27 protein-coding genes are annotated in these 26,160 nt (G+C 31.7%); 14 read left to right on the top strand and 13 right to left on the bottom strand.

Annotated elements, in window-relative coordinates; all coding sequences use genetic code 11:
• Positions 1-31: 31 nt before the first annotated feature.
• Positions 32-1,234 carry an NAD(P)/FAD-dependent oxidoreductase gene (locus tag V7P59_RS06775; protein WP_333809398.1) on the top strand — a complete coding sequence of 401 codons (1,203 nt, stop codon included), beginning with the start codon at positions 32-34 and terminating at the stop codon, positions 1,232-1,234.
• Positions 1,235-1,372: 138 nt separating this feature from the next.
• Here V7P59_RS06775 and V7P59_RS06770 read toward each other — a convergent pair whose 3' ends face one another.
• Together V7P59_RS06770 and ahcY are read right to left on the bottom strand one after the other, a co-directional pair.
• A complete protein-coding gene (locus V7P59_RS06770; protein WP_333809397.1) occupies positions 1,373-2,473 on the bottom strand; it encodes a DUF4407 domain-containing protein in 1,101 nt (366 codons plus the stop codon).
• A gap of 155 nt (positions 2,474-2,628) precedes the next feature.
• Complete coding sequence (gene ahcY / locus V7P59_RS06765) at positions 2,629-3,945, bottom strand: adenosylhomocysteinase (protein ID WP_333809396.1); 1,317 nt, start codon at positions 3,943-3,945, stop codon at positions 2,629-2,631.
• 128 nt (positions 3,946-4,073) lie between these two features.
• On the opposite strand from ahcY, the gene V7P59_RS06760 reads away from it, so the two are divergent.
• From V7P59_RS06760 to V7P59_RS06735, 6 genes are all read left to right on the top strand, one after another.
• Entirely contained in the window at positions 4,074-4,769 is a 696-nt protein-coding gene (locus V7P59_RS06760) for a 4'-phosphopantetheinyl transferase family protein (protein WP_333809395.1), read from the top strand.
• A gap of 1 nt (position 4,770) precedes the next feature.
• Positions 4,771-5,487, top strand: coding sequence for a geranylgeranylglyceryl/heptaprenylglyceryl phosphate synthase (locus V7P59_RS06755; RefSeq protein ID WP_333809394.1), 717 nt, complete (start codon positions 4,771-4,773; stop codon positions 5,485-5,487).
• The gene (pnuC, locus tag V7P59_RS06750; protein ID WP_333809393.1) at positions 5,484-6,098 is read left to right on the top strand and encodes a nicotinamide riboside transporter PnuC; all 615 of its coding nucleotides are present in this window, start codon (positions 5,484-5,486) and stop codon (positions 6,096-6,098) included. Before V7P59_RS06755 ends, pnuC begins: the two co-directional genes overlap by 4 nt.
• On the top strand, positions 6,068-7,603 hold the full coding sequence (locus V7P59_RS06745) for a DUF4301 family protein (RefSeq protein WP_333809392.1): 1,536 nt from the start codon (positions 6,068-6,070) through the stop codon (positions 7,601-7,603). Before pnuC ends, V7P59_RS06745 begins: the two co-directional genes overlap by 31 nt.
• Positions 7,596-7,997 (top strand): alternative ribosome rescue aminoacyl-tRNA hydrolase ArfB, encoded by a 402-nt coding sequence (arfB, locus tag V7P59_RS06740; protein WP_333809391.1) that lies wholly within the window; start codon positions 7,596-7,598, stop codon positions 7,995-7,997. The genes V7P59_RS06745 and arfB overlap by 8 nt, the downstream gene beginning before the upstream one ends.
• 272 nt (positions 7,998-8,269) lie before the next feature.
• A complete protein-coding gene (locus V7P59_RS06735) occupies positions 8,270-10,441 on the top strand; it encodes a TonB-dependent receptor (RefSeq protein WP_333809390.1) in 2,172 nt (723 codons plus the stop codon).
• Positions 10,442-10,495: 54 nt separating this feature from the next.
• Here the strand turns inward: V7P59_RS06735 and V7P59_RS06730 are convergent, their stop codons facing one another.
• Positions 10,496-10,918, bottom strand: coding sequence for a Rieske (2Fe-2S) protein (locus V7P59_RS06730; protein ID WP_333809389.1), 423 nt, complete (start codon positions 10,916-10,918; stop codon positions 10,496-10,498).
• 156 nt (positions 10,919-11,074) lie between these two features.
• Here V7P59_RS06730 and greA point away from each other — a divergent pair, with 156 nt between their 5' ends.
• From greA to V7P59_RS06715, 3 genes are all read left to right on the top strand, one after another.
• Positions 11,075-11,551, top strand: coding sequence for a transcription elongation factor GreA (greA, locus tag V7P59_RS06725; RefSeq protein WP_333809388.1), 477 nt, complete (start codon positions 11,075-11,077; stop codon positions 11,549-11,551).
• Between the two features lie 106 nt (positions 11,552-11,657).
• A complete protein-coding gene (locus tag V7P59_RS06720; RefSeq protein ID WP_333809387.1) occupies positions 11,658-12,047 on the top strand; it encodes an HIT family protein in 390 nt (129 codons plus the stop codon).
• Between the two features lie 39 nt (positions 12,048-12,086).
• Positions 12,087-12,980 carry an SH3 domain-containing protein gene (locus tag V7P59_RS06715; RefSeq protein ID WP_333809385.1) on the top strand — a complete coding sequence of 298 codons (894 nt, stop codon included), beginning with the start codon at positions 12,087-12,089 and terminating at the stop codon, positions 12,978-12,980.
• On the opposite strand, the gene V7P59_RS06710 is transcribed toward V7P59_RS06715, so the two are convergent.
• A complete protein-coding gene (locus V7P59_RS06710; protein WP_333809384.1) occupies positions 12,977-14,128 on the bottom strand; it encodes a sensor histidine kinase in 1,152 nt (383 codons plus the stop codon). The genes V7P59_RS06715 and V7P59_RS06710 overlap by 4 nt on opposite strands.
• Positions 14,129-14,232: 104 nt before the next feature.
• On the opposite strand from V7P59_RS06710, the gene V7P59_RS06705 reads away from it, so the two are divergent.
• From V7P59_RS06705 to aat, 3 genes are all read left to right on the top strand, one after another.
• Complete coding sequence (locus tag V7P59_RS06705) at positions 14,233-15,108, top strand: flavin reductase family protein (protein WP_333809383.1); 876 nt, start codon at positions 14,233-14,235, stop codon at positions 15,106-15,108.
• A gap of 11 nt (positions 15,109-15,119) precedes the next feature.
• The gene (locus tag V7P59_RS06700; RefSeq protein ID WP_333809382.1) at positions 15,120-15,503 is read left to right on the top strand and encodes a DUF3127 domain-containing protein; all 384 of its coding nucleotides are present in this window, start codon (positions 15,120-15,122) and stop codon (positions 15,501-15,503) included.
• A gap of 122 nt (positions 15,504-15,625) precedes the next feature.
• Positions 15,626-16,261 carry a leucyl/phenylalanyl-tRNA--protein transferase gene (gene aat / locus V7P59_RS06695; protein ID WP_333809381.1) on the top strand — a complete coding sequence of 212 codons (636 nt, stop codon included), beginning with the start codon at positions 15,626-15,628 and terminating at the stop codon, positions 16,259-16,261.
• Here aat and V7P59_RS06690 read toward each other — a convergent pair.
• The 8 genes from V7P59_RS06690 to rplM form a co-directional block, all read right to left on the bottom strand.
• Complete coding sequence (locus tag V7P59_RS06690; protein WP_333809380.1) at positions 16,258-16,470, bottom strand: VF530 family protein; 213 nt, start codon at positions 16,468-16,470, stop codon at positions 16,258-16,260. The two genes, aat and V7P59_RS06690, sit on opposite strands and share 4 nt — an antisense overlap.
• Before the next feature lie 4 nt (positions 16,471-16,474).
• Entirely contained in the window at positions 16,475-17,035 is a 561-nt protein-coding gene (locus V7P59_RS06685; RefSeq protein ID WP_333809379.1) for a DNA-3-methyladenine glycosylase I, read from the bottom strand.
• The gene (locus V7P59_RS06680; protein ID WP_333809378.1) at positions 17,025-17,684 is read right to left on the bottom strand and encodes a queuosine precursor transporter; all 660 of its coding nucleotides are present in this window, start codon (positions 17,682-17,684) and stop codon (positions 17,025-17,027) included. The genes V7P59_RS06685 and V7P59_RS06680 overlap by 11 nt, the downstream gene beginning before the upstream one ends.
• Before the next feature lies 1 nt (position 17,685).
• A complete protein-coding gene (locus tag V7P59_RS06675) occupies positions 17,686-21,387 on the bottom strand; it encodes a TraB/GumN family protein (protein WP_333809377.1) in 3,702 nt (1,233 codons plus the stop codon).
• 109 nt (positions 21,388-21,496) lie between these two features.
• Positions 21,497-22,318 (bottom strand): translation elongation factor Ts, encoded by an 822-nt coding sequence (gene tsf, locus V7P59_RS06670; RefSeq protein ID WP_333809376.1) that lies wholly within the window; start codon positions 22,316-22,318, stop codon positions 21,497-21,499.
• Positions 22,319-22,454: 136 nt separating this feature from the next.
• Positions 22,455-23,216 (bottom strand): 30S ribosomal protein S2, encoded by a 762-nt coding sequence (gene rpsB / locus V7P59_RS06665; RefSeq protein WP_231842970.1) that lies wholly within the window; start codon positions 23,214-23,216, stop codon positions 22,455-22,457.
• Between the two features lie 175 nt (positions 23,217-23,391).
• The gene (gene rpsI / locus V7P59_RS06660) at positions 23,392-23,778 is read right to left on the bottom strand and encodes a 30S ribosomal protein S9 (protein ID WP_333809375.1); all 387 of its coding nucleotides are present in this window, start codon (positions 23,776-23,778) and stop codon (positions 23,392-23,394) included.
• Entirely contained in the window at positions 23,778-24,233 is a 456-nt protein-coding gene (gene rplM, locus V7P59_RS06655) for a 50S ribosomal protein L13 (protein ID WP_194093365.1), read from the bottom strand. The genes rpsI and rplM overlap by 1 nt, the downstream gene beginning before the upstream one ends.
• A 198-nt stretch (positions 24,234-24,431) precedes the next feature.
• Here rplM and V7P59_RS06650 point away from each other — a divergent pair, with 198 nt between their 5' ends.
• A complete protein-coding gene (locus V7P59_RS06650; protein ID WP_333809374.1) occupies positions 24,432-25,454 on the top strand; it encodes a LacI family DNA-binding transcriptional regulator in 1,023 nt (340 codons plus the stop codon).
• Here the strand turns inward: V7P59_RS06650 and V7P59_RS06645 are convergent.
• Positions 25,449-26,159, bottom strand: a complete 711-nt coding sequence (locus tag V7P59_RS06645; protein ID WP_333809373.1) for a nicotinamide mononucleotide transporter family protein — start codon at positions 26,157-26,159, stop codon at positions 25,449-25,451. The genes V7P59_RS06650 and V7P59_RS06645 overlap by 6 nt on opposite strands.
• Position 26,160 lies beyond the last annotated feature (1 nt).

The following is a 26,160-nucleotide window of genomic DNA, read 5'->3' as shown; positions in this document are numbered from 1 at the left end:
AGGTAACTTTACACTATAAAATTAAAACAAAATGACAACAACAGTAGTTATAGGAGGAAGTTTTGCAGGTATGACTGCAGCCTTAGAGATAAAGAGAAAAGGTAAAGACCAACATAAAGTTATTTTAATTGATAAATCACCTTTATTTTTGTTTATTCCGTCATTAATTTGGGTACCTTTTGGAAGACGAGATATTAAAGATATTTCTTTTAGAAAAGATGCAATTTTAGCTAAAAAAGGAGTTGATTTTGTAAACGCAGAAGCTTTAAAAGTAGATGTGAAAAACCAAGTAGTTGCCACTGATAAAGGCGATTATAAATATGATCATTTAGTAGTAGCAACGGGTCCAAAAGTAAAATACGATGTAGCGCCAGGTGTTGCCGAACATACGCATTATATTGGAACTCCAAACGGAGCTATGAAAGCTAGAAAAGCATTAGAAGAATTTAAGAAAAATCCAGGTCCAATTGTAATTGGTGCGACTCAAAATGCGGGTTGTATGGGTGCGGCTTACGAGTTTTTATTCAATGTAGAGAAATGGCTTCGCGAGCAAAATATTCGTAAAAAAGTTGATTTATATTGGATTACACCTGAAGATTATTTGGGACACTTTGGAATCGATGGAATGCCAATGGGAGAAACCATGCTAAAATCCTTCATGAATATGTTTAATATTCATTATAAAACACAAGTTGGAGTTGAAGAAGTTACCGAAGATAAAATCAAGTTGACAAATGGTGAAGAGTTACCATATAAATTCTCAATGTTGATGCCACCATTTATTGGTGTTGAGTTTGTGACGAATTCTCCTGAATTACATGCGACACCAACAGGTTATATTCCAGTCAAAGACAGTTACCAACACGTAGATTATCCAAATGTTTGGGCGGCTGGAATTGCCGTTAATGTTCCGCTTCCATTTACACCTGGAAAAGTGCCTTTCGCTTCTCCAAAAACAGGTTACCCAAGTGATGAAACGGGTAAAATCGTAGCCGAAAACATCATCAGAGTTACCGAAGGTAAAACCAAACTTAAAGAAAAAGCTTGGGGCAGAATTCCTGGATTATGTGTTATGGATGCTGGTAAAAAAGAAGTATTGTTATTATCAACAAGTCTTTTTAAACCAAGAACTTTTGCTATTATGATTCCAAATGTAATTTATGATTTCAATAAGGTAATTTTAGAAAAATATTTCCTTTGGAAAAGTAGAAACGGTTATTCTTATTTACCATAGTTTTAAACCACTAAGACACGAAGTTTTTACCACAAAGTTCACAATGTTTTTTATTCACAAAAACCCAACATATAATTAAAATGTTGGGTTTTCCTTTGTGTTCTTAGTGCAACTCTTAGCGAACTTTGTGGTTAAATTTTACATTGACTTCTTCTGTTTCTCTACAAATCCATCGGCTTGGAGTTTAAGTAATTCCGTAGCACTTTTCTTTTTGTAGTTGTACAGTTCTTTATCTTCTTTGATGTCGGCGTAGACTTTATCATAAATTTCGGCATCGGTTTGTTTTTGTAATTCGCTTTGATAACGATTTTGTGCTAACATATTTTTGATGCCCATTTCGTTATCTTCTTGTTTGAAATCGTATTCGCTTTTTGGTGATAATAATTTGGCAATAATTGGTGAAGTTTCAATCGCTAAAAACAACAACATGATAAAAAACGATGGTAAGAAAGGTAATTTATTTAAGGCGTTAATTCGAGCCATTAATCCGTCGAAACCTTCAATAATGGGTTGGGTTTCGGTGACTTTTTTGTCTAAATCGGCTTGTAAGGTTTTAGCTTTCGTTTCTAAATCGGTGATTTTTGCTTGATTAGTTGTTTTTAAGGTAGCTAAATCTTGCAAAGCAGCATCGTGTTTTTCACGCTTTTCTTTATAAACAGGTCCTTTGCCTAACTTCTTAGTTCCGGCAGTTCCTTCAGCTTCGGTGATGTAAACCGAATATAAATCATTTACTTCTTTCTCTTTTTTAAGAATTTCTGATTTTAAGCTATCAATTTGTGCTTTGTTTTTATCTAAATCCGATTGAAAATAATTGGTCACTTGTTTTTTGTTGGCCAACATCATTTCGTTCTTTTCTTTCAGTAAAACCGTATTAATTTCCTTTTCAAAGATTTTAATTTCCAAAGGTTTTGAAATTACGATAGCAATAATAATCGCTAAAGCAATTCGCGGAGTAGCCTGAATAAATTCGTCTAGAAAACTATCTCTTTTTTTAATGGTAGAAACAATAAATCGGTCCAAATTAAAAATTAGCAAACCCCAAACTAATCCGAAAGCTATGGCAATAAAAGCATTGTCGAAAACAGTAAAAAGCGCATAAGCACTCGCAATAAAAGCCATTACGGCAGTGAAGAAAACGGTAGCTCCAATTCCGGCATATTTGTTTTGCTCGCCATTGGAACAGCCATTAATTATGTCGGAATCTACGCCCGAACATAACATAAAAAAACGTTTTAACATGATGATTGATTTTGATTGATGATGATTAGTACAAATTTAACGCCAAAAGTTTCAAGTTGTTGCTAATTTGTTGAAAAATAGTTGGTAAAAGAAAAAACCCTCACATTGCTGTAAGGGTTCTATATAATTTGTGACTTTTTACTATTAACTAAAAATTAGTATCTGTAGTACTCAGGTTTAAATGGACCTTGAACATCAACTCCAATATAAGCAGCTTGCTCTGGATTTAAAGTTTCTAATTCAACACCTAATTTAGCTAAGTGAAGTGCTGCTACTTTTTCATCTAAATGTTTAGGTAACATATATACTTCATTTTTATAAGCCGCACTATTTGTCCATAATTCGATTTGAGCTAACGTTTGGTTAGTAAATGAATTTGACATTACAAAACTTGGGTGTCCAGTAGCACAACCTAAGTTTACTAAACGTCCTTCAGCTAAAATAATAACTTCTTTACCGTTTACGTTGTAAATATCAACTTGAGGTTTAACTTCTTGTTTAGTATTGCCATAGTTTTTGTTTAACCAAGCCATATCGATTTCGTTATCAAAGTGCCCAATGTTACAAACGATAGTTTTATCTTTCATAGCTTCGAAATGACGACCTACTACGATATCTTTATTTCCAGTTGTAGTAATTACAATATCAGCATTAGCAATAACAGTGTCTAATTTTTTAACTTCAAAACCATCCATAGCAGCTTGTAAAGCACATATTGGATCAATTTCAGTAACCGTTACAATAGAACCAGCACCACGGAAAGAAGCTGCAGTTCCTTTTCCTACGTCTCCGTATCCACAAACAACTACTCTTTTTCCTGCTAACATTACGTCAGTAGCTCTACGAACTGCATCTACAGCAGATTCTTTACATCCGTATTTGTTATCAAATTTAGATTTAGTAACGGAGTCATTAACGTTAATAGCTGGCATATATAAAGTTCCAGCTTTCATTCTTTCGTATAAACGGTGAACTCCAGTTGTAGTTTCTTCAGATAAACCTTTAATTCCAGAAACTAATTCAGTATATCTATCGAAAACCATGTTAGTTAAATCACCACCATCATCTAAAATCATGTTTAATGGTTGACGCTCTTCACCAAAGAATAAAGTTTGCTCAATACACCAATCAAATTCTTCTTCATTCATTCCTTTCCATGCATAAACTGGAATTCCAGCAGCAGCAATTGCAGCAGCAGCATGATCTTGAGTTGAGAAAATGTTACATGAAGACCAAGTAACATCAGCACCTAAAGCAACTAATGTTTCAATTAACACCGCTGTTTGAATCGTCATGTGTAAACATCCAGCAATACGAGCTCCTTTTAAAGGTTGGCTTGCACCATATTCTGCTCTTAAAGCCATTAAACCAGGCATTTCAGCTTCTGCTAATTGAATTTCTTTTCTTCCCCATGCTGCTAAAGAAATATCTTTAACTTTGTATGGTACATATGGAATTGTTTTTGTACTCATTATGTTTATCAATTTATTTTTAAATTTGAGGAGGCAAAGTTACAACATAAGTTTTTATTTTCTAAATAATGTTTTAAATTTTGTGAATTGTTTATCATGCTAATCATTTGAATCACAATTAAATATCCATGCCTTTTTATAAATCCATACAAATTAACGCAACCACAACAGCATACTTTTGGCATATAACCGAAGATGTAACTTCGTTATTTAGAGCAGTTTCGCTCAAAGATGTTTCCTTATTTCGCTTAGAAGGAATGAAATCAGAAGAACATCAAAAAGGATTTTTGGCCGTACGAATGTTGTTGCAACATTTAGGTTACACGGATTATGATTTAACATATGATGAAGCTGGAAAACCACATTTGAATTACGAAGTACGAAGTACTAAGTATAAAAATGAAAATCCATCACCCATTACCCATCACCCAACATCCATCCTGAAACATATCTCTATTTCGCATTCACACGAATTTTCTTGTATCTGCATAAGTGATGAATTAATGGGGATTGATTTAGAAAAACTTAAAGAAAAAACGTTGAAAATTGCGCCGAGATTCATGGAAGTAAAACATTTAGAAAATCTTTCTGTTTCCGAACAAATTGAGAAAGCGACTGTGGTTTGGGGTGTAAAAGAATCTATTTTTAAAATCAAGAACGAAAAAGGAATCAGTTTTCCAGAACATATTTTTGAAGATAAATTTTGTTTGTCAGACGGAAAATGTGCAGCCGAATTGCATTTTAATAGCAAAATAGAAAAGTTTAAAATTCACTTTTATAAAGTAGAAGATTATATCTTTGTGTGTGCTTTCCCAAATAATTAAAATGCAAAATCTGTATCAAAATATACTTCAAGCTAAAAAAGACAATCAAAAATTGTTGGCTATTTTAATCGATCCTGAAAAGGTTTCAATTGAACAAGTTGGAATATTGTGTGAAAAAATTAAAACTTCTCCTGCCACACATATTTTTGTAGGCGGAAGCACTTTTAGTGGGACTCATTTAGATTTATTGATAGCAACTTTAAAAAAGGAAGCACAATTACCTGTTTTAATTTTTCCTGGGCATCCATCCCAAATTTCTAGTGAAGCCGATGGTATTTTATTTCTCAGTTTGCTTTCCGGAAGAAACCCACAATATTTGATTGAACATCACATTAATTCGGTAGAGGTATTGGAAAAGTCTAATTTAGAAATTATTCCAACAGGTTATTTGCTAATTGATGGCGGAAAAGAGACCGCTGTGCAACGCGTAAGTCAAACACAACCGATTGAAAATAATAATATTGAATTAGCTTATAAAACAGCAAAGGCAGGTGAATTTTTAGGTAAAAAGTTGATTTATTTAGAAGCGGGAAGTGGGGCTAATCAACACGTTTCTTTAAAAATGATTTGCTATGTAGCTCAAAATATAAAAATTCCGTTGATAGTAGGTGGCGGCATTCGTTCTATGAAAACGATTCAAGAAGTGTATGAGGCTGGAGCTGATTTGGTCGTTATTGGAACTGCTTTTGAAAACGACAGTAATTTCTTTTTATTATGATAGAGTTGCTATTTTCTCAATATAAAGATTATCCCGATTATTTAATTGCATTAGAATTAATTGCTGTTGTCTTTGGTATCATCAGTGTTTTATTTGCACGAAAAAATAATATTTTGGTTTATCCAACCGGTTTGGTTAGCACCATCATATATGTTTATATTTTGTTTGAATTTGAATTGTATGGTGATTTAATCATCAATTTCTATTATACGTTGATGAGTATTTTAGGCTGGTATTTGTGGTCTAAAAAAAAAGGTGATCAGGAGGAATTTCCAATATCAACTGTAAATCGGAAAGAATTTCTAATTTCAACGCTAATTTTTATATTAACCTTGTTGTTTGTTGCTTTAGTTTATCATTTTTTTGATAAATTTACAGATTGGACAGCTTATATTGATACCCTTACAACAGCTTTATTTTTTGTTGGAATGTGGCTTATGGCCAAACGAAAAATTGAAAACTGGATTATTTGGATTGTTGCCGATGTTATTTCGGTGCCTTTATATTTTTATAAAGGTTTAACGTTTTCTAGTATGCAGTTCTTATTATTTACAATTATTGCTATTTTAGGCTATTTAGAATGGAAAAAATTTTTACAGAAACAGATATAAAATACATAAAGGAAAGAGGAAATTCTCTTGAAAAAGTACAACAGCAATTGGATTTTTTTATCAGCGGAATCCCTAAAGTTAACTTGGTAAAGTCGGCTACAATTGGCGATGGAATTTGGCGCTTTAATGAAGAAGAAATTAAATCATTTGTTTCCTATTTTGATCATCATAAAAGCAAGTATACAATTGAGAAATTTGTACCTGCTTCGGGTGCAGCTACTCGAATGTTTAAATTTTTGAATGAATTTTTGAATGAATTTGATTCAGAAAATGATACAATTAATAGTTACATTAATAAAAAGAAAGCAAATGATGTTTCAATTTTTATTTTAGGTTTAAAAAATTTCCCTTTTTACAAAGAATTAAAAGAAAAAACATTAAGTCTCTTTCCAGAATATTATTCTTTTACTACCGACAAGAAACAATTTGCACTTATTAAAACTTTATTAAGTGAAGAAGGTTTAAGTTTTTCTCAAAAACCAAAAGGTATTTTACCATTTCATATTAGAGATGGAAAAATTATTACACCTATTGAAGAAAATATTTTTGAAGCTGATTTTTTTAAGAGTGAAGGTGCTAAAACTAAAATTCATTTTACCATTACAAAAGAATTTCAATCTGATTTTGAAAAGATAACGAGTCAGTATACAGATTTTGAAATCAGTTTTTCATATCAAGATCAGTCCTCTGATACACTCGCTGTTAATGAAGACAATACGCCATTTCGAATAGAAGACAACAAACTGTTTTTTAGACCAGGCGGGCATGGCGCTTTAATTGATAATTTGAATTCCTTAAGTTCCGATGTTATATTTATTAAAAACATTGATAATGTATCGCAAAATCATAAAATAGTTATTGCAACCTATAAAAAGCTTTTAGGAGGCATTTTAATGCGAATGCAATTTCAAATTTTTAATTATCTTAAAAAACTATCCAATGGGAATGTAACCGATGCAGAAATTCAAGAAATAAAAGAATTTGCTGAAAGGAAAATGTCTTTCCCATTACCAGAAGAATTCAATTTTTTTCTAACAGAATATAAGATTGAATATTTAATAAAAGTATTGAATCGTCCTATTCGAGTTTGTGGAATGGTTAAAAATGAAGGCGAACCTGGCGGTGGACCATTTTGGGTACAAGATGAGAAAGGGCGTCAAACCTTGCAAATTGTTGAGTCATCTCAAATAGATTTGAATAACAAAACACAAAAAAATATTGCGAAGGAAGCTACACACTTTAATCCTGTAGATATAGTATGTGGTGTTAAAAACTTCAAAGGAGAAAAGTTTGATTTAGAGCAATTTATAGATCCAAAAGCAGCTTTTATTACTGAAAAAACAAAAAACGGTAAACCAATTAAAGCTTTTGAACTTCCAGGTTTATGGAATGGCGCAATGGCAAAATGGACTACTATTTTTGTTGAGGTTCCATTAGAAACATTCAATCCCGTTAAAACCGTAAATGATTTATTAAAAGCTTCACATCAACCTGATAATGGATAAATCTACAATTACATCTGAATTTTCATTTAAAGCTGTAAGAAGCAGCGGTGCAGGAGGCCAAAATGTAAATAAAGTATCCTCTAAAGTGGTGTTAACTTTCGATTTGAATAATTCAAAAGGATTAACTGATGACGAAAAAATGTTACTTCAAACCAAACTTGCAACCAAACTTACACAAGATGGAATCCTAATTTTAACTAGTGAAGAAGATAGAAGTCAACTTAAAAACAAAGAGAAAGTCATTAAGAAATGTTTTAAGTTGCTAGAAAACGCTTTGGTTGTTCCAAAAGAAAGAAAAGAAACAAAAATTCCAAGAGCTGTAAAAGAAAAACGCCTAAATGCTAAAAAAGTAATGAGCGTTTTAAAACAAAACAGAAAAAAGCCAAATTTTTAGTATCAAGTATTAAGATTGGAGTATTAAGATTTTTACTTCTCAAAAAAATCTTAATACTTAATACATTCATCTTAATACTTTTTATATCTTTGCCATGTCTCAAAGGGGTGCTCTAAATAACGAGCTGAGATCATACCCATAGAACCTAGAACAGATAATGCTGTTTAGGGAATTGACAAAAATAAATGTGCACGTTTATTGGCGTCAAAGAGTATCAAATTTAATTTTTAACAAAGGAATAATTGCCCCTTTTATTCGTATTTATTTTACGAATGAAAACTTTATTCAAAAAAGATTGCCACAAAGGCACAAAGACGCAAATTTATTTGAGTCTATTTTCTATTTTCTTTTCTCTTTTTTCTTTCTCTCAAGAAATCAAGAAAGATACCACAAAAGTTACCGAACTTAAAGAAGTAACCGTTTCGTCTGTTAGAGCAAAAGATAAAAATCCAATTACGTACACTAATGTTTCTGCAGCAGAGATTGCGCCTCGAAATTTAGGACAAGATATTCCTGTTTTGTTGCAATATTTGCCTTCTGTAGTTAGTACAACTGATGCTGGAAATGGAGTGGGTTATACTTATATGAGAGTTCGCGGTTCGGATGGTTCTCGAATCAATGTAACTTTAAACGGAATTCCTTTTAACGACAGTGAAAGTCAAGGAACGTTCTTTGTGAATTTACCCGATTTTGCTTCTTCATTAGAGAGTGTTCAGTTGCAGCGAGGTGTAGGAACTTCAACGAATGGAGCTGGAGCTTTTGGTGCAAGTTTAAATATGGCTACCAAATCATATCAAGAAAAAGCCTATGCCGAAATTTCAAATTCTTTTGGAAGCTTTAATACAAGAAAAAATTCTCTTTCTTTTGGAACCGGTTTGCATAATAATTTTGAAATGAACGGAAGAGTTTCAAGCATTGCTTCTGATGGATTCATCGATAGAGCTACATCAAATATGTTTGGTTATTTTTTTAATGCCAATTATGTAAAGGAATCTACTTTAATAAAATTACTGGCATTTGGAGGAAAAGAAAAAACCTATCAAGCTTGGTACGGAATAGAAGATTTAGATGGAGATAGAACCTTTAATCCGGCTGGAATGTATTTCGATGAAAACGGTAATATGCAATTCTACAGTAATGAAACCGATAATTACTGGCAAAATCATTTTCAATTACATTGGACAGAAAAATGGAGTACTAATTGGATTTCAAATGCAGCATTGCATTATACAATTGGAAAAGGATATTTTGAACAATACAAAGAGGATTCTGATTTATCTGATTATAATTTACCTGCTTTTAACGGAAGTTTTATTTCTGATTTGGTAAGAAAACGTTGGCTAGATAATGATTTTTTTGGCGCCATTTTTTCTTTAAATTATAAAAAAGCAAAAACCGATGTGTTATTTGGAGGAGCAGCAAATCGTTATTTAGGATTACATTATGGAGAAGTGGTTTGGACGCAAAACTACATTCCAGAACCTAATCGTTACTATGATAATTATGGTAATAAAGACGATGTAAATTTCTACACAAAAGCATCATACAATGTTACAAACAAGTTGAATTTATTTGCTGATTTACAATACAGAATGGTGTTTTATGATGCAACCAGTACAAAATTTGATGATGTTAATGATACTTTCCGATTTTTTAATCCAAAAGCAGGAGTGAATTATCAATTGAATGAGAAAAATGCTTTTTATGGTTATTTCGGAATTGCTAATAAAGAGCCAAGACGTGATGACTACGAAAGTGGAGCCATTAAGCCAGAGCGTTTGTTCGATTATGAGCTTGGTTGGAAATATAATTCTAAAAAAGTGAAGCTATCAGCAAATGCTTTTTACATGAGATATAACGATCAATTAGTTTTAACAGGAGATTTAAATGATGTTGGAGCTCCTATTTTCACAAATAGTGGAAAGAGTTACCGTCTAGGTTTAGAAGTAGAATCGGCTATTGCTTTGACTGATAAGTTAATTTTAAGTCCAAATGTAACGTTGAGTCAAAATAAGAATGAAGACTTTTATTACGAAATTAATGGAACAGTTCAAAATTTAGGCAATACTAATATTGCATATTCTCCTAGTATTATTGCAGGAAACAGATTTTCTTATTTACCAGTTAAAGGATTACAGTTGTCATTATTATCAAAGTTTGTTGGAGAACAATACATGGGAAATATTGATTCTGATGTTTCAAAATTAGACAGTTATTTTGTAAATGATTTGAATGTTTCTTACGATTGGAAAATTAATAAAGGTATCAAGTCAATTGTTTTTTCAGCATTAGTAAATAATATTTTTGATGTAGAGTATGAATCAAATGGTTATTTCTATACCTATGATGATGATTCTTCTGGAAGTACAATTACCTATGGAGGAGCAGGTTATTATCCGCAAGCGGGAATTAATTTCCTACTTGGATTGAATTTAAAATTTTAGTTAAATTGAGTTAAGTTAAAAAAAGCCTGAAATTATAATTTTCAGGCTTTTTTGTTAATTGTAAACTCGTATTGAAACATCGCTAATTTGTTCTACACGATAACGTTTCATAGGATATTGCATACCTTGTGCTTGTCCTGAAAATAAGCTATAACGTTTGTCATCACACGGACAAATTGCATCAATACCACTTAATGTCATGGTAGAACAAGAACTTAGAGCTTGATTCGGACATGCCGCATCATAGGCTACATATCCACTTCCGGTATTAAAAACAATAATTCCTCTGATACCTTGCCCAGCCGAATTAATATACACTGCGTTTGCGGGACTCAACAAATTACTATATTGTGGTAAACTCATGTTAATATTTAAATTTACCGGATAATTAGGTAAATACGGATTGTTATTTTGAAACTCTTCTTTGTCACATCCAAAAAATAAAGGAATCAGGAGAAGAAAAATATATTTTTTCATAAGGTTTTTTACTTTCATTTGTAAAACAAATTTAATTAATTACTTTTGACTAAACATTACGTTATTACTTAAATTAATATTAAAAATATTTACTATCTTTGTGAAAAGGAATCCCATGCAGGTGGGATTCTTTCTATTTATATAAACAATGAAGTTATGAGTACAGTATCTTATTACACCGCAGAAGGATTAAAAAAATTAAGAGAAGAATTAGATCAACTTAAAAGTATAGAGCGTCCAAAAGCCTCACAAGCTATTGCCGAAGCTAGAGATAAAGGAGATTTATCTGAAAATGCAGAATATGACGCTGCTAAAGAAGCTCAAGGCTTATTGGAAATGAGAATTGCTAAAATGGAAGAATTAGTAGCAAACGCTCGTTTAATTGATGAATCACAATTAGATGTATCAAAGGTCTTGGTATTATCAACTGTGAAGATAAAAAATCAAGCTAATGGTATGGAAATGAAATACACATTAGTGGCAGAAAGTGAAGCAGATTTAAAATCGGGTAAAATATCGGTAACTTCTCCAATTGGAAAAGGGTTACTTGGTAAGTCGGTTGGTGAAATTGCCGAAATCAGTGTTCCAAATGGAGTTTTAAAAGTAGAGATTTTAGAGATTTCAAGAGATTAAATTAATTAGTCGATTTGTCAATGTGGCAATATGACAATTAAAAATATATTAATAACAATTTTCTTGAAGTTAATCATTGAAAATTGGCTAATTGAAAATCATCAAAATGGGTTCAATATTCACAAAAATAGTAAACGGAGAAATTCCATGTTATAAAATTGCTGAAGACGAAAATTATTTGGCTTTTTTAGATGTTAATCCAAACGCAAAAGGACATACGTTGTGTATTCCAAAGCAAGAAATCAACAAAATCTTTGATATGGAAGAAGAACATTATCTGGGTTTAATGAAGTTTTCTCGAAAAGTTGCCAAAGCTCTTGAAAAATCAGTAGCATGTAAACGAATTGGTGTAGCCGTTGTTGGATTAGAAGTACCACACGTTCATGTACACCTAATTCCGCTTCAAGATATGGACGATATGCGTTTTCAAAGAAAAACTAGCTTAACTGCAGAAGAGTTTCAGGAATTAGCACAAAAAATTACAACTTATTTATAAAATCTAATACCACAAACTTTAAAGTTTGTGGTTTTTTATATGAAAAAAGTACTACTATTTTTATTTTACTCAAACCTTATTTTTTCTCAAGATTTATCTTCTGAGAATTTTTACTGGCCTTTTTATCATAGTCAAAATACCGAAGGGGTAATAGGAGTAAAAAAATGTTATATTAGACAAGAACCTTCTTTAAATGGAAAATTATTAGATTCATTAAACATAGGCTTTAAAGTCAATGTTCTTAATAACACAACTGAAACATCAACCATAAATGGGCTAAATTTATCATGGGTTGAAGTTGAATATTACCAAAACAATCAGTCTAAGAAAGGTTTTGTTTGGAAAGGTTTCATTGCTTTAGGAAGTTCGAAAAAAAATAATATTCTTTTTTTAACAACAATTGATTCTAAATTCACTAAGAAAATCAAAGAAGGTGGTTCTGTATATAATACAGTTTTTTGTAATGTTTCTGTCAAAGCAGTTAATGAACATCATCAAATTTTAGATACTTTTACAATGCCTAAGCAGTTAGATGAGAGCCAATTTTTTGAAAATTCTACTATCAATGGATGGGGATTGAAAAATGTAAACTCAATTTATAGAATTTCTTTAAGCGGTGAAGCTTGTGGTATACCAACGTACCATTATTATTTTGGCTGGACTGGAAAAAGATTTCTACTGCTACCTCAAAAATATCAAGTTGGTGATGCGGGAGTTTTTTATCATACAGAAGAATTTATTTTTCCCAATGAGAAAAAAGGAGAGCAAAACACAATAATTAAACAAATTATTGAAGCTGAAATTATAGATGAAAATGCAGAGGATAATAAATTTTTAGTAAAAAAAGAGTTTAAGTATTATTCTTGGGATGGTTCTACTTTTAAACTATTTAAAACAAAAAAAGTTAAACCCTATATTCAAATAGAGAATTAATCTATTGTTTTATAACTAATCTGCATCGTAGTTCCTTTTCCTATTTCAGAATGTGCAACTTTAATTTTTCCTTTGTGATATTCTTGAACAATTCGTTTCGTTAATGACAATCCTAATCCCCAACCTCGCTTTTTGGTTGTAAATCCAGGTTCAAAAACTTTGGTGAATTGGTTTTTTGGAATTCCTTTTCCTGTATCAGTAATGCTAATTTTTACAATATCTTCTAATACAGTAATTACAATATTCAAACTGCCTTTTCCTTTCATAGCATCAATGGCATTTTTAACCAAATTTTCAATAGTCCAACTATGTAAAGCAGGATTAATTTCAACAAAAACAGGATGTTTAGGTGCTTTAAAATGAAAGTTCACTTGTTGAGAAACCCTAGTTTGTAGGTATTCAACCGTGTTTTTTGTATCCTCAATAATATTGCGTTTCTCTAAAACGGGTTCACTTCCAATTTTTGAAAAACGATCGGTAATGGTTTGTAATCGGTTGATGTCTTTTTCGATCTCAAGAAGTGTACTTTCTTCAATGTTTTCCATTTTTAAAATTTCCAACCAACCTATTAATGATGAAAGTGGAGTTCCTATTTGATGTGCGGTTTCCTTTGCCATTCCTGCCCAAAGTTTATTTTGTGTCGCCATTTTGGTTGCACGATAAAAATTGTAAACCACAGCGCCAAACAAAATGATGATTAATAATAAAGCAATAGGATAATATTTCAACTTATTCAATAAAGGCGAACTTCCATAATAAACCAATTGATAATTGTTTTCAGAAAGCTCCATTTTAATGGGTTGATTGTTGTTTTTTATCGAATTGAAATATTTCTTTAAGGCTGAGGAATCTTTTGCAACTTCTTCGTCAATGTTATTATGACTTATAATTGAATCTTTGCTATCCGTAACAATCATTGGAATTGAAGTGTTATTACGTATAATCTGAAAAGGTAATTCAATATCTGTATATTCGTTAGCATTTGCTAGTGTTTTTTGAGCGCTTGCCCAATACTCAATTTTTGCTCTTTCTTCATTTTTGAAAATTTGGAAAAAGTTGTAAGTATTCCAAAGTATTAAAATTACGATGAAAAAAGAGGCTAATATTATGAACCAGCGGGTTAGATTTCGTTTTTCTGAAAACTGCATGTACTCGTATTTGAAGTAAAAATACTAAAATCCTTTTAATTTGGTGTTTATTCTTGTAATTGAACTTGCAATTGTTTGTTATCTTTGTAAAAAATAGTTGCAACATGTTAAGCATTGATCCAAAAGAAATAGCACCAGCAAAATTACAAGGATATTTACAAAGTGCGGTAGCGCCTCGTCCTATTGCGTTTGCCAGTACTATTGATAGTAATGGAAATCCAAATTTATCACCATTTAGTTTCTTTAATGTATTTAGTTCTAATCCACCAATTTTAATTTTTTCGCCTGCAAGACGTGTGCGAGATAATACTACAAAACACACTTTAATCAATGCTCAAAATACAAGAGAAGTTGTGGTTAATGTGGTAAATTACGATATCGTAGAACAAATGTCATTATCTAGTACAGAATATCCTGATGGCGTGAATGAGTTTGAAAAAGCTGGATTTACGATGCTAAAATCAGATAAAGTAAAACCATTTCGTGTAGCGGAAAGTCCGGTGCAATTTGAATGTAAGATTAATGATGTAATCGCATTAGGAGACCAAGGTGGAGCAGGTAATTTAGTGATTTGTGAAGTTGTAAAAATTCACATTAACGAAGCTATTTTAGATGCAAACGGCATGATTGATCAACACAAAATTGATTTGGTGGCCAGAATGGGAGGTAATTGGTACAGTCGTTCTAATGTAGGTATGTTTGAAGTAGAAAAACCTTTGACAACTTTAGGAATCGGAGTAGATATGATTCCAGATTTTATAAAAGAAAGTGGCTATTTTACTGGGAATGATTTAGCACGATTAGGAAATATAGAAAATGTGCCAACCGAAGAAGAAATTGCTATATTTGTAAAAGAAAATTTTGAAGTTAAAGCGGTTTTAAGTGCCGATGATATGGATACAAAATTTCAAAAAGCAAAAGAGTATGTAGATAATGGAAGAGCGGTTGATGCTTGGAAGTTGTTATTAGCAAAAAAATAAATTTTAGTATTATGGAAGTTTTAGGAAGAGTGAAAGTTATTAATTCAGTACAACAAGTAAGCGCATCTTTCAAAAAAAGAGAACTTGTAGTGACTACAGAAGAGCAATATCCACAACATATTTTAATCGAGTTTACACAAGATAAAACCGATTTATTAAACAGTTATAATGTTGGTGAACAAGTAAAAGTTTCAATCAATTTAAGAGGTAGAGAATGGGTAAATCCACAAGGAGAAACTAAATATTTTAACTCTATTCAAGGTTGGAGAATTGAAAAAGTTCAAGCGGAAGCTCCAGCGACGGCAACACCTCAAATGCCACCTATGCCACCCGCAGCAGCTTTTGAACCAGCAACCAACTTTAACGAAGAAGAACACGACGATTTACCTTTTTAACAAAGAGTAAAGAGAATAGAGCATAGAAAAAAGAGTCATTCAAAATTTGCATTTTGAATGGCTTTTTAATTTCTCGATAATTAGGTCTATTTTCTTTTTTCTCTTCTCTATTTTCTTAAAAGATGTATTTTCTAACTAAAGAATTATATTTCCCACCAGTTGAAACCGCTTCTCCAGAAGGAATAGTTGCGGTAGGAGGTGATTTGTCTCCAGAGCGATTGGTTTTGGCTTATAATTCCGGAATTTTTCCATGGTTTGAAGATGATGAGCCAATATTATGGTGGAGTCCACCAGAACGCATGGTTTTGTTTTTTGAAGATTTAAAGATTTCAAAAAGCATGCGAAACGTTATCAATCAAAGGAAATTTAAAGTTACGTTCAATACCGCTTTTAGAGATGTAATTCTAAACTGTAAAAAGATTTCTCGAAAAGACCAGCCTGGCACTTGGATTACTGACAATATGGTAGAAGCGTATTGCAAACTTCATGAATTAGGTATAGCCAAAAGTGTTGAGGTTTGGCAAGATAATGAATTAGTTGGTGGCTTATATGGTGTAGATTTAGGTCACGTTTTTTGTGGCGAAAGTATGTTTTCTAAAGTTTCTAATGCTAGTAAAATAGCTTTTATTGCCTTAGCTAAACAATTAGAATTGGCAAATTATCGTTTGCTAGATTGCCAAGTTTATAATGACCATTTAGCTAGTTTAGGCTGTGTGGAAATTGAAAGAGAGGATTTTTTGATGGTGTTGAAAAGTTAAAACTTCGGCAAAGTTCTAACATACAATTCCTCCACTTTTTTCCTTGCCCAATCGGTTTTTCTCAAGAATTTCAAACTTGAATTTACAGACGGGTTTTCTTTAAAACAATTGATGTTTATAAGTTCTGCCAAAGTATCAAAACCATAAAAATCTACTAATTGCTCGACAATAGTTTTTAATGATTTTCCGTGAAGTGGGTCGTTACTCATAATCTTATTTTCTAGTCCAGCAATCCATTACATGATCATTTACCATACCAGTGGCTTGCATGTGTGCGTAGATAACGGTTGAACCAACAAATTTGAATCCGCGTTTTTTTAAATCTTTGCTTAAAGCATCTGAAATTGGAGTAGTTGCTTTTACTTCACTTAAGGTTTTAGGTTGATTGTCTATGGGTTTTCCATCTACAAATCCCCAAATATATTTAGAGAATGTTCCAAATTCTTCTTGCACTTTTATAAATGCTTGTGCATTGGTAACCGTAGCTCTAATTTTTAATTTGTTTCGAATAATTCCTGTATTTTCAGCTAATTCTGCCATTTTATCTTCTGAATAGTTGGCAATTTTTATTAAATCAAAATTATCAAACGCTTTTCTGAAGTTTTCTCTTTTCGCTAAAACAGTGTACCAACTCAAGCCTGCTTGAAAGGTTTCTAAAATTAGAAATTCGAAAATAGTTTCATCATCATAAACTGGTTTTCCCCATTCGTTATCGTGATAATTTCGATACAAATCGTCTTTTTCACACCAAGCGCATCGCTGTTTAGTTTCCATGTTTTTCTGCTCCTAAATAGTTGTCAATTAAGTAATGTCCGAGATAAATTAAGGGTGTTAAGCAAATTGCAATCCCTAGTTTAACAGAATATCCTGTAAATGCGGATACTACAAATGTTTCGCCATTTATTTTTCCAGGTAACCAAAAGGCAATTCCCAGTACGATAAAACTATCGAATAATTGTGAAATGACTGTTGAACCCGTACTTCTTAACCAAAGCATTTTTTTGCCTGTTCTGTTTTTTACAAAATGAAATATAGATACATCAATTAATTGTGAAACTAAAAAAGCCGTTATACTTCCTACAATAATCCACATACTCTGACCAAAAACCGCATTAAACTGCTCATCCGAAATTAATCCTTCGCCTTTTACTGCTGGAATTTGAAGTCCAATCAGTAAGAGAAAAAACGTGTATGCAATTAAACCTGCTGTTATGAAAGACAGTTTTTTTACTCCTTTTTCTCCAAAATATTCGTTTATTAAATCGGTAGTGATGAAAACAATCGGCCAAGGTAAAATACCTAAACTCATAACAGTATTCCCTATGTAGATTAGTTTTCCTCCTATTAATTCAGCCACTAATGCATTGGTAATGAAAATCCCAGCTAAAATAACGTAGATAATGTCTTTTTTTCTTTGAAACATATTAATAGTCTTCTAAATCAGAAAATATATTATTAGTTGTATTTTTTTTACCATAAGTAGCTCTTTTGTGATTGTCGTTTAACGATTCGTCAATCATGCTTTTTATGATAGTTTCTATTTCTTTTTCTTCTAAAAATACTCTAGCATTTAATTTACAATATTCTTTAATATTAATTTTCCCATTATCTGTAATAAATGCAATACCGGTTATTTTTTGTTGGTTTGTATTATATGAATTTTCTTCAATATTGATTTTCTTGAAGAAGAAATATATTATTTTTTCTCCATTAAATCGAATTTCTTTTGTGTCATAGAATTCTAGAGAATCTTTCTTCTTGTTGATTTCATCTGCATAAATTATGGCTGCCTTAGCAAGTGATTTACCGTCATATTTGCTTAAAAAAGAATTTTGTTTCATGTGGTACATCATCAAAAATCCAATGAACTGAATTTTTTCATTCTTCATAATTCGTTCTAAGGTTTGAGAATCTACTTGGTTTGTTTTTTCGAGCTGTACTTCTGCGAAAGCTAAATCTAATTCATCAATATTTAAATCGGTTGCCTTTTTAAAGAGTTGAGCTATATCTTTTTCGGTTCTAAATGGATATAAAATAGTATAATAACTGATGAAATCCTCTATTGGAGCTTCTTCGTCTTCATAGTATTCGTCATCTTCTTGATTTTTAATGTTTTGTTTGTTTTTCCAACTTGCTAATCGTTTGTATTCTAGTCTTGCATTGGTTAAAATCATTTTTTTGTATGATTTTAATTTTTTTGCATTACCATGATTTTTAATTAAAAGTTTATGTGTAAAGGATACAATAGGAGCATGATATTCTTTTATACTGTAGTATTGAAAGATATTGGGGAACAAAACTTGACTGTTTTCTAAATCTTCTTCAAAATGATTAAAAAGCCCAATTATTTCATATTCATTATCTGAAATAGGTAAATCATATTCTAATAATTCTAAGATTTTCTTGTAAGCTTCTTTGTTTTTTTGAAAGGTTAACGCTTTTAAAACCGCAAATTGAATAACCGTATTAGTGTTTTCTTTCTTGTAAGCATTTTCTAAATAGGTTATAACTTCTGGAGCTTTAATTTGACCCAGTTTTTCATATAACTTTCCTAAGATTTCAGTTTCATCCTCTCTAAATTTAAAAGTGTTTAAAAAGGTTTTAAATTTTGGTAAATCTTCTTTTTCAACTGTTAAATATTCTGTAGATTTTAGAGCAGAATAACGAATGCTGTCGTGTTTGCTTCTTACATCATTTAAAAATAAATCCATTTTGTTTTCTAAAATAGTTTCTGTGGATTTGTTTTCTAAAGTAATAGAATTAAAAGTTTTTTCTACAAATGAATCTGTTTTGTCATAATTTTTACCCACTAATGTTGATAGTTCGTAAATAGTATTTCCGTTAAGTAATAATTTGTATTTAATGGCTTGTTTTGAGCTAGGTTTAGAAACCATTGCTTCAAAAGTGTGAATATTTTTTTCTTTATCGAAATCTATTTTTTCATCAATTATTTTTAATTTTTCATCTTTTGGGAATAATTTTTTGTCCCAATTTGAAACGATATATTCAGAGGCTAGATTAAAATCGTCTTGCGGAATAGTGGTTTCAATTAATTCATTGTCACTTTCTATATCTGCTGAAGTTTCATTTACAGAAAGTGTTCCTGTAATTTGTTTGCGATAATTTTTCCAAATAGAATCTATTGATTTTTCTGATTCGTAACGATGGTATTTATAATAGTTAAGTTGTATGATAGAACCATTACTTCCTAAGAATTGATAACTTTTTGATTTTGCAGTAAAATGATTTTTCTTCTTATTACCGTTTTTAGGTTCTCTTTCTACTAAAAAGTCCAAGTGTTCATTTTGTTTTTCAGGAATTTCAATACTAAAATGATTTATTGAATCTCTAAAAGTTGTGTAGTTTTCAGAATCTAAAGAAGGTTTAATCTCAAACGATTCAAAAAAACGTTTGGTGTCTAAATCTTCTGCATTAACGGTTCCTAAAAGGTAATATTTATTACCATTTAATTGCGATTTCAATTGAATTTCTCTGTTTTCAATATTCGATTTCGAGAAGAAAGCAATTCGTTCTTTATTGAATTTTGTATGAGTAGAATCTAATTCGTGTTGGGCATAAAATTCTTGGTGAATTCGCTTCAATTCATATTCTGAATTTTCTAAATTATCGATTTCAGAAAGTGTTTTTTCAATTAAAAAATAATAACTTTTTTTCTTTTCATCAAAAGCCGTTATGGTAATATCAGAATTGTCTTTACTGTTGTTTTTATTTCCTGTGTAAGTATTGTAAGCTGGTATTTCAATTTCAAAACTTCCTTTTCTTGGACTGATTTTTTCCCAATGATTCTTGCTTTCTTTTAATTCAATTTTAGAAAAAATATCTTCTTCAAAACGTCTTACATAATCGCCTTCACCACCCATAATTACCGTAATAATTTCTAGTGGTGTAATATAATATCGATAGCGTTGTGCATTACCTGTTTTAGTTTTGCTTTTGATGTCGTAAACCCAATAATTTTTTTCTTGAAATGATTTTTTATCCAAGATTTCTCCGGGGATATTTTCATAAAATAAACTGTCTAATGTTTTGATGTTAAATGTTTTGTTTTTCTTATTCAAAAAATCATTTAATGGTTTTCTTTTAACGTTTATAAAACCTCCATTTACTAAATCTGGAGATTCCAAATCTTCTCCGTTTTCTAAAACAATTTCAAATAATGGCAATGAAATCATACCATCGGCAGTTGCTCTATTTTTTAATTCTGGTTTTGTGAAATATTCTTCAATTCTTTTTTTTGCGGCTTTTCCTTTTTCGGTATAATTACCAAAAACAGGAGTTACTTTATATCCTTTTGCACGAAGTAGTTCGATAACACCTTTTGGTCCAGGTAAGTGAGCAGCACCAATAGCACTGAATAAACTTCCTGTTTTCATAATAGAATCCATGTTTTTAACCATTTCAATATTTCGGTCAAAAAGCATGGCTTTTAAAAATGATTTTGGCGAACTCAGCATGGTTAACGAATCAATCATATCTAAGTCTTTTTCTCTATAATAATCGTTCAGTGCTTGGTCGTAAGATTTGTTTTTTAATATTTTTAAAATAGATTGACGGTTTTTATCAACTTCGCTTTCATCCATTTTGGCTTGTGCCATCATAATGTTTAAGGTGGATTTTTTTACATCCTCCAAGCCAACTGTTCTTTTGTTAAATTTTCTACCCGTTCTGTAGATGAACATATCCAAATAGGTTTCTTCTTGATATTCTTTTTGAGCTTCATTTGTTCGGGTAAGCAAGCTTATCAAATTGTAATTACTACTTCTGAAAAGTTGATATAAATTATCTTTCTCAATTGGTTTGATGTAGAAATTGGTATAAAATTTACCTTGATTAGCATACTGACTATAAAAGCTAAATAAGTCGAAGAGTGTTGTCCAAGTTCTTGGTTCGCTTTCATTTGCTATGATATCAGCCTCTTGAAGATGTTTAAAAAAATTATCAGATAAATGATAGGAAACCTTATCGCTTACATGCATAGAGCCATAAACATAAGATTTCTTTTTTAAACCATTTCCACTAATTTCCCATAATAAACTTTGGTATTTTTTTTCTTGAGCAAATAAGGAAACTGATACAAGGGCTAATAGAAAAGCAATTTTTTTCAAGACTATTTTATTTTTTTCGTTTACCCCAAATATACAGTATTTTAAAAAGAAAAAAACCTTAACTCTTGTTAAAGAATTAAGGTTTTGTATTTATGAGTTTAGAATATGATTATCCTAAAGCAACTCTTTTGAATCCAGTAACAGTTAAGTTAGCGTCTACAGATTTGATGTAGTTAGCAACACTCATAGAACTGTCTTTGATGAAATCTTGGTTTACTAAAGTATTATCTTTGTAGAAACGTTGGATTTTTCCTTTAGAAATGTTGTCTAACATTGCTTCTGGTTTACCTTCAGCTCTTAATTGTTCTTTAGCGATTTCGATTTCTTTTTCAATGATTGCAGCATCAACACCTGCTTCGTTTAAAGCAATTGGGTTCATAGCAGCAGCTTGCATTGCAACATTTTTAGCAGCTTCGTCAGCACCTGCAACGTTAGCAGATAACGCAACTAAAGTAGCAATTTTACCAGCGTGGATGTAAGATCCTACGAAAGCACCTTCTAATCTTTCGAAAGCACCGATTTCGATTTTCTCACCGATAACACCAGTTTGCTCGATTAATTTCTCAGCTACAGTGATTCCGTTGAAATCAGAAGCTAATAATTCTTCTTTAGTAGCATAGTTTAAAGCTTGGTTAGCTAAATCATTTGCTAATTTTACGAAAGATTCGTTTTTACCTACGAAGTCAGTTTCACAATTTAAAGTGATTGCAACTCCAGCAGTGTTGTCAGCATTGATAACAGCAACAGCAGCTCCTTCAGTAGATTCTCTATCTGAACGGTTTGCAGCTACTTTTTGACCTTTTTTTCTTAAGTTTTCGATAGCTAAATCGAAATCTCCTTCAGCCTCCACTAATGCTTTTTTACAATCCATCATTCCAGCACCAGTGATAGTTCTTAATTTATTTACGTCTGCAGCAGTAATATTTGCCATTTTGTATTTTTTTTATTTGTTGTTTATAAAAGTAAAAATTCCAATTACTAAATCCCAAATTCCAATTTTACTAAATTGCTAACGAAAAGTTAGAACAAGTTTGGAATTTGGAATTTAATTCTTGGAATTAATTGATTTATGCTTCAGTTTCAGTAGCAGGAGCTTCAGTAGCTTCTACTTCTTTAGCTGGTAATTCATCTTTTTCAACTTTTCTATCAGAAAGACCTTCAACGATAGCAGAAGAAACTAATGATAAAACTTTTTCAATTGATTTAGAAGCATCGTCATTTGCAGGAATTACGAAATCAATTGGACGTGGATCCGAATTCGTATCTACCATTGCGAACACTGGAATGTTTAATTTTTGAGCTTCTTTAACAGCGATATGCTCAGCTTTTACGTCAACTACGAATAAAGCAGCTGGTAATCTTGACATATCTGCAATTGAACCTAAGTTTTTCTCTAACTTAGCTCTTAAACGATCAATTTGTAATTTTTCTTTTTTAGATAAAGTATTGAAAGTACCGTCTTTCTTCATTCTATCAATAGAAGCCATTTTTTTAACCGCTTTACGGATAGTTACGAAGTTAGTTAACATACCACCTGGCCATCTTTCAGTGATGTAAGGCATGTTACAAGCTGCTGCTTTTTCAGCAACGATATCTTTCGCTTGTTTTTTGGTAGCAACGAATAATACTTTTCTACCAGAAGCAGCAATTTTTTTCAAAGCTTCGTTAGCTTCTTCAATTTTAGCTGCAGTTTTATATAGGTTAATGATATGAATACCATTACGCTCCATATAAATGTAAGGAGCCATGTTTGGATCCCATTTACGAGTCATGTGTCCGAAGTGTACACCTGCTTCTAATAACTCTTTAACGTCAATTTTGTTTGCCATTGTGTAATAGTTTACGTTCCGTGATTAGCAATTTTCAAGTAGTCACTTGCGTTAGTCTTGAAAATTTAGATGCTAAACTAATTCCCTTTTTACAAGGAATATCGACAACTTTGTTTTTAATTCAATTTTAATTGTAAAAATAAATCTGAAAATATATTCTGATAAATACCGAATATTAACGTTTTGAGAATTGGAATCTCTTACGTGCTTTTTTCTGACCGAATTTTTTACGTTCTACCATTCTAGGATCTCTTGTTAATAATCCTTCTGGTTTAAGGATAGCTCTGTTTTCAGCTTCTACCTCACACATTGCGCGAGCGATAGCCATTCTTACAGCTTCTGCTTGTCCTGTAGTACCACCACCATAAACGTTTACTTTAACGTCAAAGTTTGATGCATTTTCAGTCATTGCTAAAGGTTGCATTACTTTGTACTGTAAAGTAGCAGTTGGGAAGTAGTTACTGAATTCTCTTTTGTTTACAGTGATTTTTCCTGTTCCTTCAGAAACATAAACACGTGCAACAGCGCATTTTCTTCTACCGATTTTGTGAATAACTCCCATTACTTAAGATCGTTTAGGTTAACGGTTTTAGGTGATTGAGCCGCATGTTTGTGCTCAGGACCTACATATACATTTAAATTACGGAATAATTCAGCACCTAATTTATTTTTAGGTAACATTCCTTTGATAGCTTTTTCTACTAATAATGCAGGATTTTTTTGTTGCATTACTTTAGCAGTTAAAGTTCTTTGTCCTCCTGGGTAACCTGTGTGACGAACGTAAGTTTTGTCATCTAACTTGTTACCAGTAAGGTTGATTTTTTCTGCATTGATAACAATTACGTTATCTCCACAGTCAACGTGCGGTGTATAACTTGGTTTGTATTTACCTCTTAAAAGCATCGCTACTTTTGTAGATAAACGACCTAAGTTATGACCTTCAGCGTCTACAACAATCCACTGCTTGTCTGCAGTAGCTTTGTTAGCTGATACTGTCTTGTAGCTTAATGTGTTCACAATAATTAATTTAAATTAAACATTCCATTCCCAATAAAGGGAGTGCAAAAGTACAATTATTTATTAGAATTGCAAACCCGTTTTCGAAAATATTATTTTTTCTAAATAGTTATGTGTCATCTTCTTAATCAAAAATCGGTATAAGTTGTTTTTTAAAATTGAAGAAATTATACTATTTTTACCTCTTAACATAAGTATATGAAAGCAAAAGCAACTCTAAAACAAATTGCATTAGAATTTGGCGTGTCTATTTCAACGGTTTCTAAAGCACTTAGCGATAGTCCTGAAATTAGCGAAACAACTAAAATCAAAATTCAAGAGTACGCCGCTTTGCAGAATTACAAACCAAATAGTATTGCGAAGAATTTAAAAAATCAACGTACCAATACTATAGGTGTAATCATTCCAAATATTCTCAATCCTTTTTTTGCTAAAGTGTTCAGTGGAATTGAAAAGATTGCGTTGGAAAAGGGATATAATGTGATTACAGGGATTTCTAATGAATCCTTAGATAAAGAAAAGCAAGTGATGGATATGCTAAATAGCGGAACTATTGATGGCTTTATTGTTTCGGTGGCAGAAGAAACGCAATCATTAAGAGAATACAAACATTTTAAAGATATCATAAACAGCGGAACCCCTATCGTAATGTTTGATAGAGTAGCCGATGGTATCAATTGCGATAAAGTAGTAGTAGATGATTTTGATTCAGCCTATGATGCTACTACGCATTTGATTAAATTAGGAAGTAAAAAGATTGCCTTGCTTTCTACGGTTAATAATTTGAGTGTTGGGAAATTGAGATTAGAAGGATACAAACAAGCCTTACTTGATGCTAACATGCTCATTGATGAAGATTTGATTATTCTTGAAACTTCTATTGAAGATTTTGACGTTAAATTACAAAGCTTAATTTGCTCTAAAAAAATGGATGCGATTTTTGCCCTAGACGAGCACAGTTCCACCATGACGATGCGAATGGCGCTCAAACAAGGAATCAAAATACCAGAAGAGTTAAACATTATTGGTTTTGCCGATGGTGTTTGGTCAAGACGATTAACTCCTAGTTTGTCAACCGTGAGTCAACATGCACCAGAAATTGGAGCAAAAGCAGCTGAATTATTGATTCATAAGCTAAATTCTAAAGACGAGTTTTACCAACCGCAAACCGTGGTGATTAAAACAGAATTGCGTCAGAGAGAATCTACGAGGAAGTTATAATTGTTTCGCTTTATCATCCTTCCAAGTGATATAACCCAAAATCGCATTGAACATATAAAACACATATTTTGCGGTGTTGGCAATGTTCATGAGCATTACATTTTGTACAATTTTAAGTAAATTATACACTTGCCAATTGATCCAATTGTCGGGATACATTCTTCCTATATTAAAGGTGCCACCAAAACTAATTCCGGCTGGAATAGCAATCGCGAAAAACAATTTCCAATCAATCGCTTTGTCTGAAAATGTTGTAAAAGCAATGTAATTTAATACTAACGAAAGCAGTAAACCTATTGCCATGTTTCGGAAAAAGATAGCATCAATTGCATTTAAATATTGTTTCTTTTTCCAAATTCGGAAAGCAAAATAGTTTCCAAAAAACGAAACAGGATAGGTCAAAATCGCACCAATATTTCCTAAAAGATAATCGATACTTCCGCTTAATAAAGTATTGCAAGTACTAATTAAATTTCCAATGTTGTTTTTCTTAGTTACCAATCGAGTTGCCATCATCGATAAGCAAGTGTTTAAAATGGAAAAATAACCTAAGTAAAAGGAATAACTTTTTCCATCAAAACTAAAATCGTACGTAGTTTTGTAATATTCTAAATACACCGAAACGCCCACTACCAAAACCACTCCAATGATATCGAGATATTTACTATTGGTAATGCTTTTGATGGTGGCGATGGTGTTTTGCATC

The sequence above is a fragment of the Flavobacterium sp. genome, from assembly GCF_036782315.1.
Lineage (GTDB): Bacteria > Bacteroidota > Bacteroidia > Flavobacteriales > Flavobacteriaceae > Flavobacterium.
The sequence above is the reverse complement of the archived record's forward strand: the minus strand, read 5'-3'. Positions and strand labels throughout refer to the sequence as shown.

Coding starts and splice junctions, on each gene's coding strand:
- V7P59_RS06775 (WP_333809398.1), top strand. CDS start 32: ATGACAACAACAGTAGTTATAGGAGGAAGTTTTGCAGGTATGACTGCA.
- V7P59_RS06770 (WP_333809397.1), bottom strand. CDS start 2,473: ATGTTAAAACGTTTTTTTATGTTATGTTCGGGCGTAGATTCCGACATA.
- ahcY (WP_333809396.1), bottom strand. CDS start 3,945: ATGAGTACAAAAACAATTCCATATGTACCATACAAAGTTAAAGATATT.
- V7P59_RS06760 (WP_333809395.1), top strand. CDS start 4,074: ATGCCTTTTTATAAATCCATACAAATTAACGCAACCACAACAGCATAC.
- V7P59_RS06755 (WP_333809394.1), top strand. CDS start 4,771: ATGCAAAATCTGTATCAAAATATACTTCAAGCTAAAAAAGACAATCAA.
- pnuC (WP_333809393.1), top strand. CDS start 5,484: ATGATAGAGTTGCTATTTTCTCAATATAAAGATTATCCCGATTATTTA.
- V7P59_RS06745 (WP_333809392.1), top strand. CDS start 6,068: ATGGAAAAAATTTTTACAGAAACAGATATAAAATACATAAAGGAAAGA.
- arfB (WP_333809391.1), top strand. CDS start 7,596: ATGGATAAATCTACAATTACATCTGAATTTTCATTTAAAGCTGTAAGA.
- V7P59_RS06735 (WP_333809390.1), top strand. CDS start 8,270: ATGAAAACTTTATTCAAAAAAGATTGCCACAAAGGCACAAAGACGCAA.
- V7P59_RS06730 (WP_333809389.1), bottom strand. CDS start 10,918: ATGAAAAAATATATTTTTCTTCTCCTGATTCCTTTATTTTTTGGATGT.
- greA (WP_333809388.1), top strand. CDS start 11,075: ATGAGTACAGTATCTTATTACACCGCAGAAGGATTAAAAAAATTAAGA.
- V7P59_RS06720 (WP_333809387.1), top strand. CDS start 11,658: ATGGGTTCAATATTCACAAAAATAGTAAACGGAGAAATTCCATGTTAT.
- V7P59_RS06715 (WP_333809385.1), top strand. CDS start 12,087: ATGAAAAAAGTACTACTATTTTTATTTTACTCAAACCTTATTTTTTCT.
- V7P59_RS06710 (WP_333809384.1), bottom strand. CDS start 14,128: ATGCAGTTTTCAGAAAAACGAAATCTAACCCGCTGGTTCATAATATTA.
- V7P59_RS06705 (WP_333809383.1), top strand. CDS start 14,233: ATGTTAAGCATTGATCCAAAAGAAATAGCACCAGCAAAATTACAAGGA.
- V7P59_RS06700 (WP_333809382.1), top strand. CDS start 15,120: ATGGAAGTTTTAGGAAGAGTGAAAGTTATTAATTCAGTACAACAAGTA.
- aat (WP_333809381.1), top strand. CDS start 15,626: ATGTATTTTCTAACTAAAGAATTATATTTCCCACCAGTTGAAACCGCT.
- V7P59_RS06690 (WP_333809380.1), bottom strand. CDS start 16,470: ATGAGTAACGACCCACTTCACGGAAAATCATTAAAAACTATTGTCGAG.
- V7P59_RS06685 (WP_333809379.1), bottom strand. CDS start 17,035: ATGGAAACTAAACAGCGATGCGCTTGGTGTGAAAAAGACGATTTGTAT.
- V7P59_RS06680 (WP_333809378.1), bottom strand. CDS start 17,684: ATGTTTCAAAGAAAAAAAGACATTATCTACGTTATTTTAGCTGGGATT.
- tsf (WP_333809376.1), bottom strand. CDS start 22,318: ATGGCAAATATTACTGCTGCAGACGTAAATAAATTAAGAACTATCACT.
- rpsB (WP_231842970.1), bottom strand. CDS start 23,216: ATGGCAAACAAAATTGACGTTAAAGAGTTATTAGAAGCAGGTGTACAC.
- rpsI (WP_333809375.1), bottom strand. CDS start 23,778: ATGGGAGTTATTCACAAAATCGGTAGAAGAAAATGCGCTGTTGCACGT.
- V7P59_RS06650 (WP_333809374.1), top strand. CDS start 24,432: ATGAAAGCAAAAGCAACTCTAAAACAAATTGCATTAGAATTTGGCGTG.
- V7P59_RS06645 (WP_333809373.1), bottom strand. CDS start 26,159: ATGCAAAACACCATCGCCACCATCAAAAGCATTACCAATAGTAAATAT.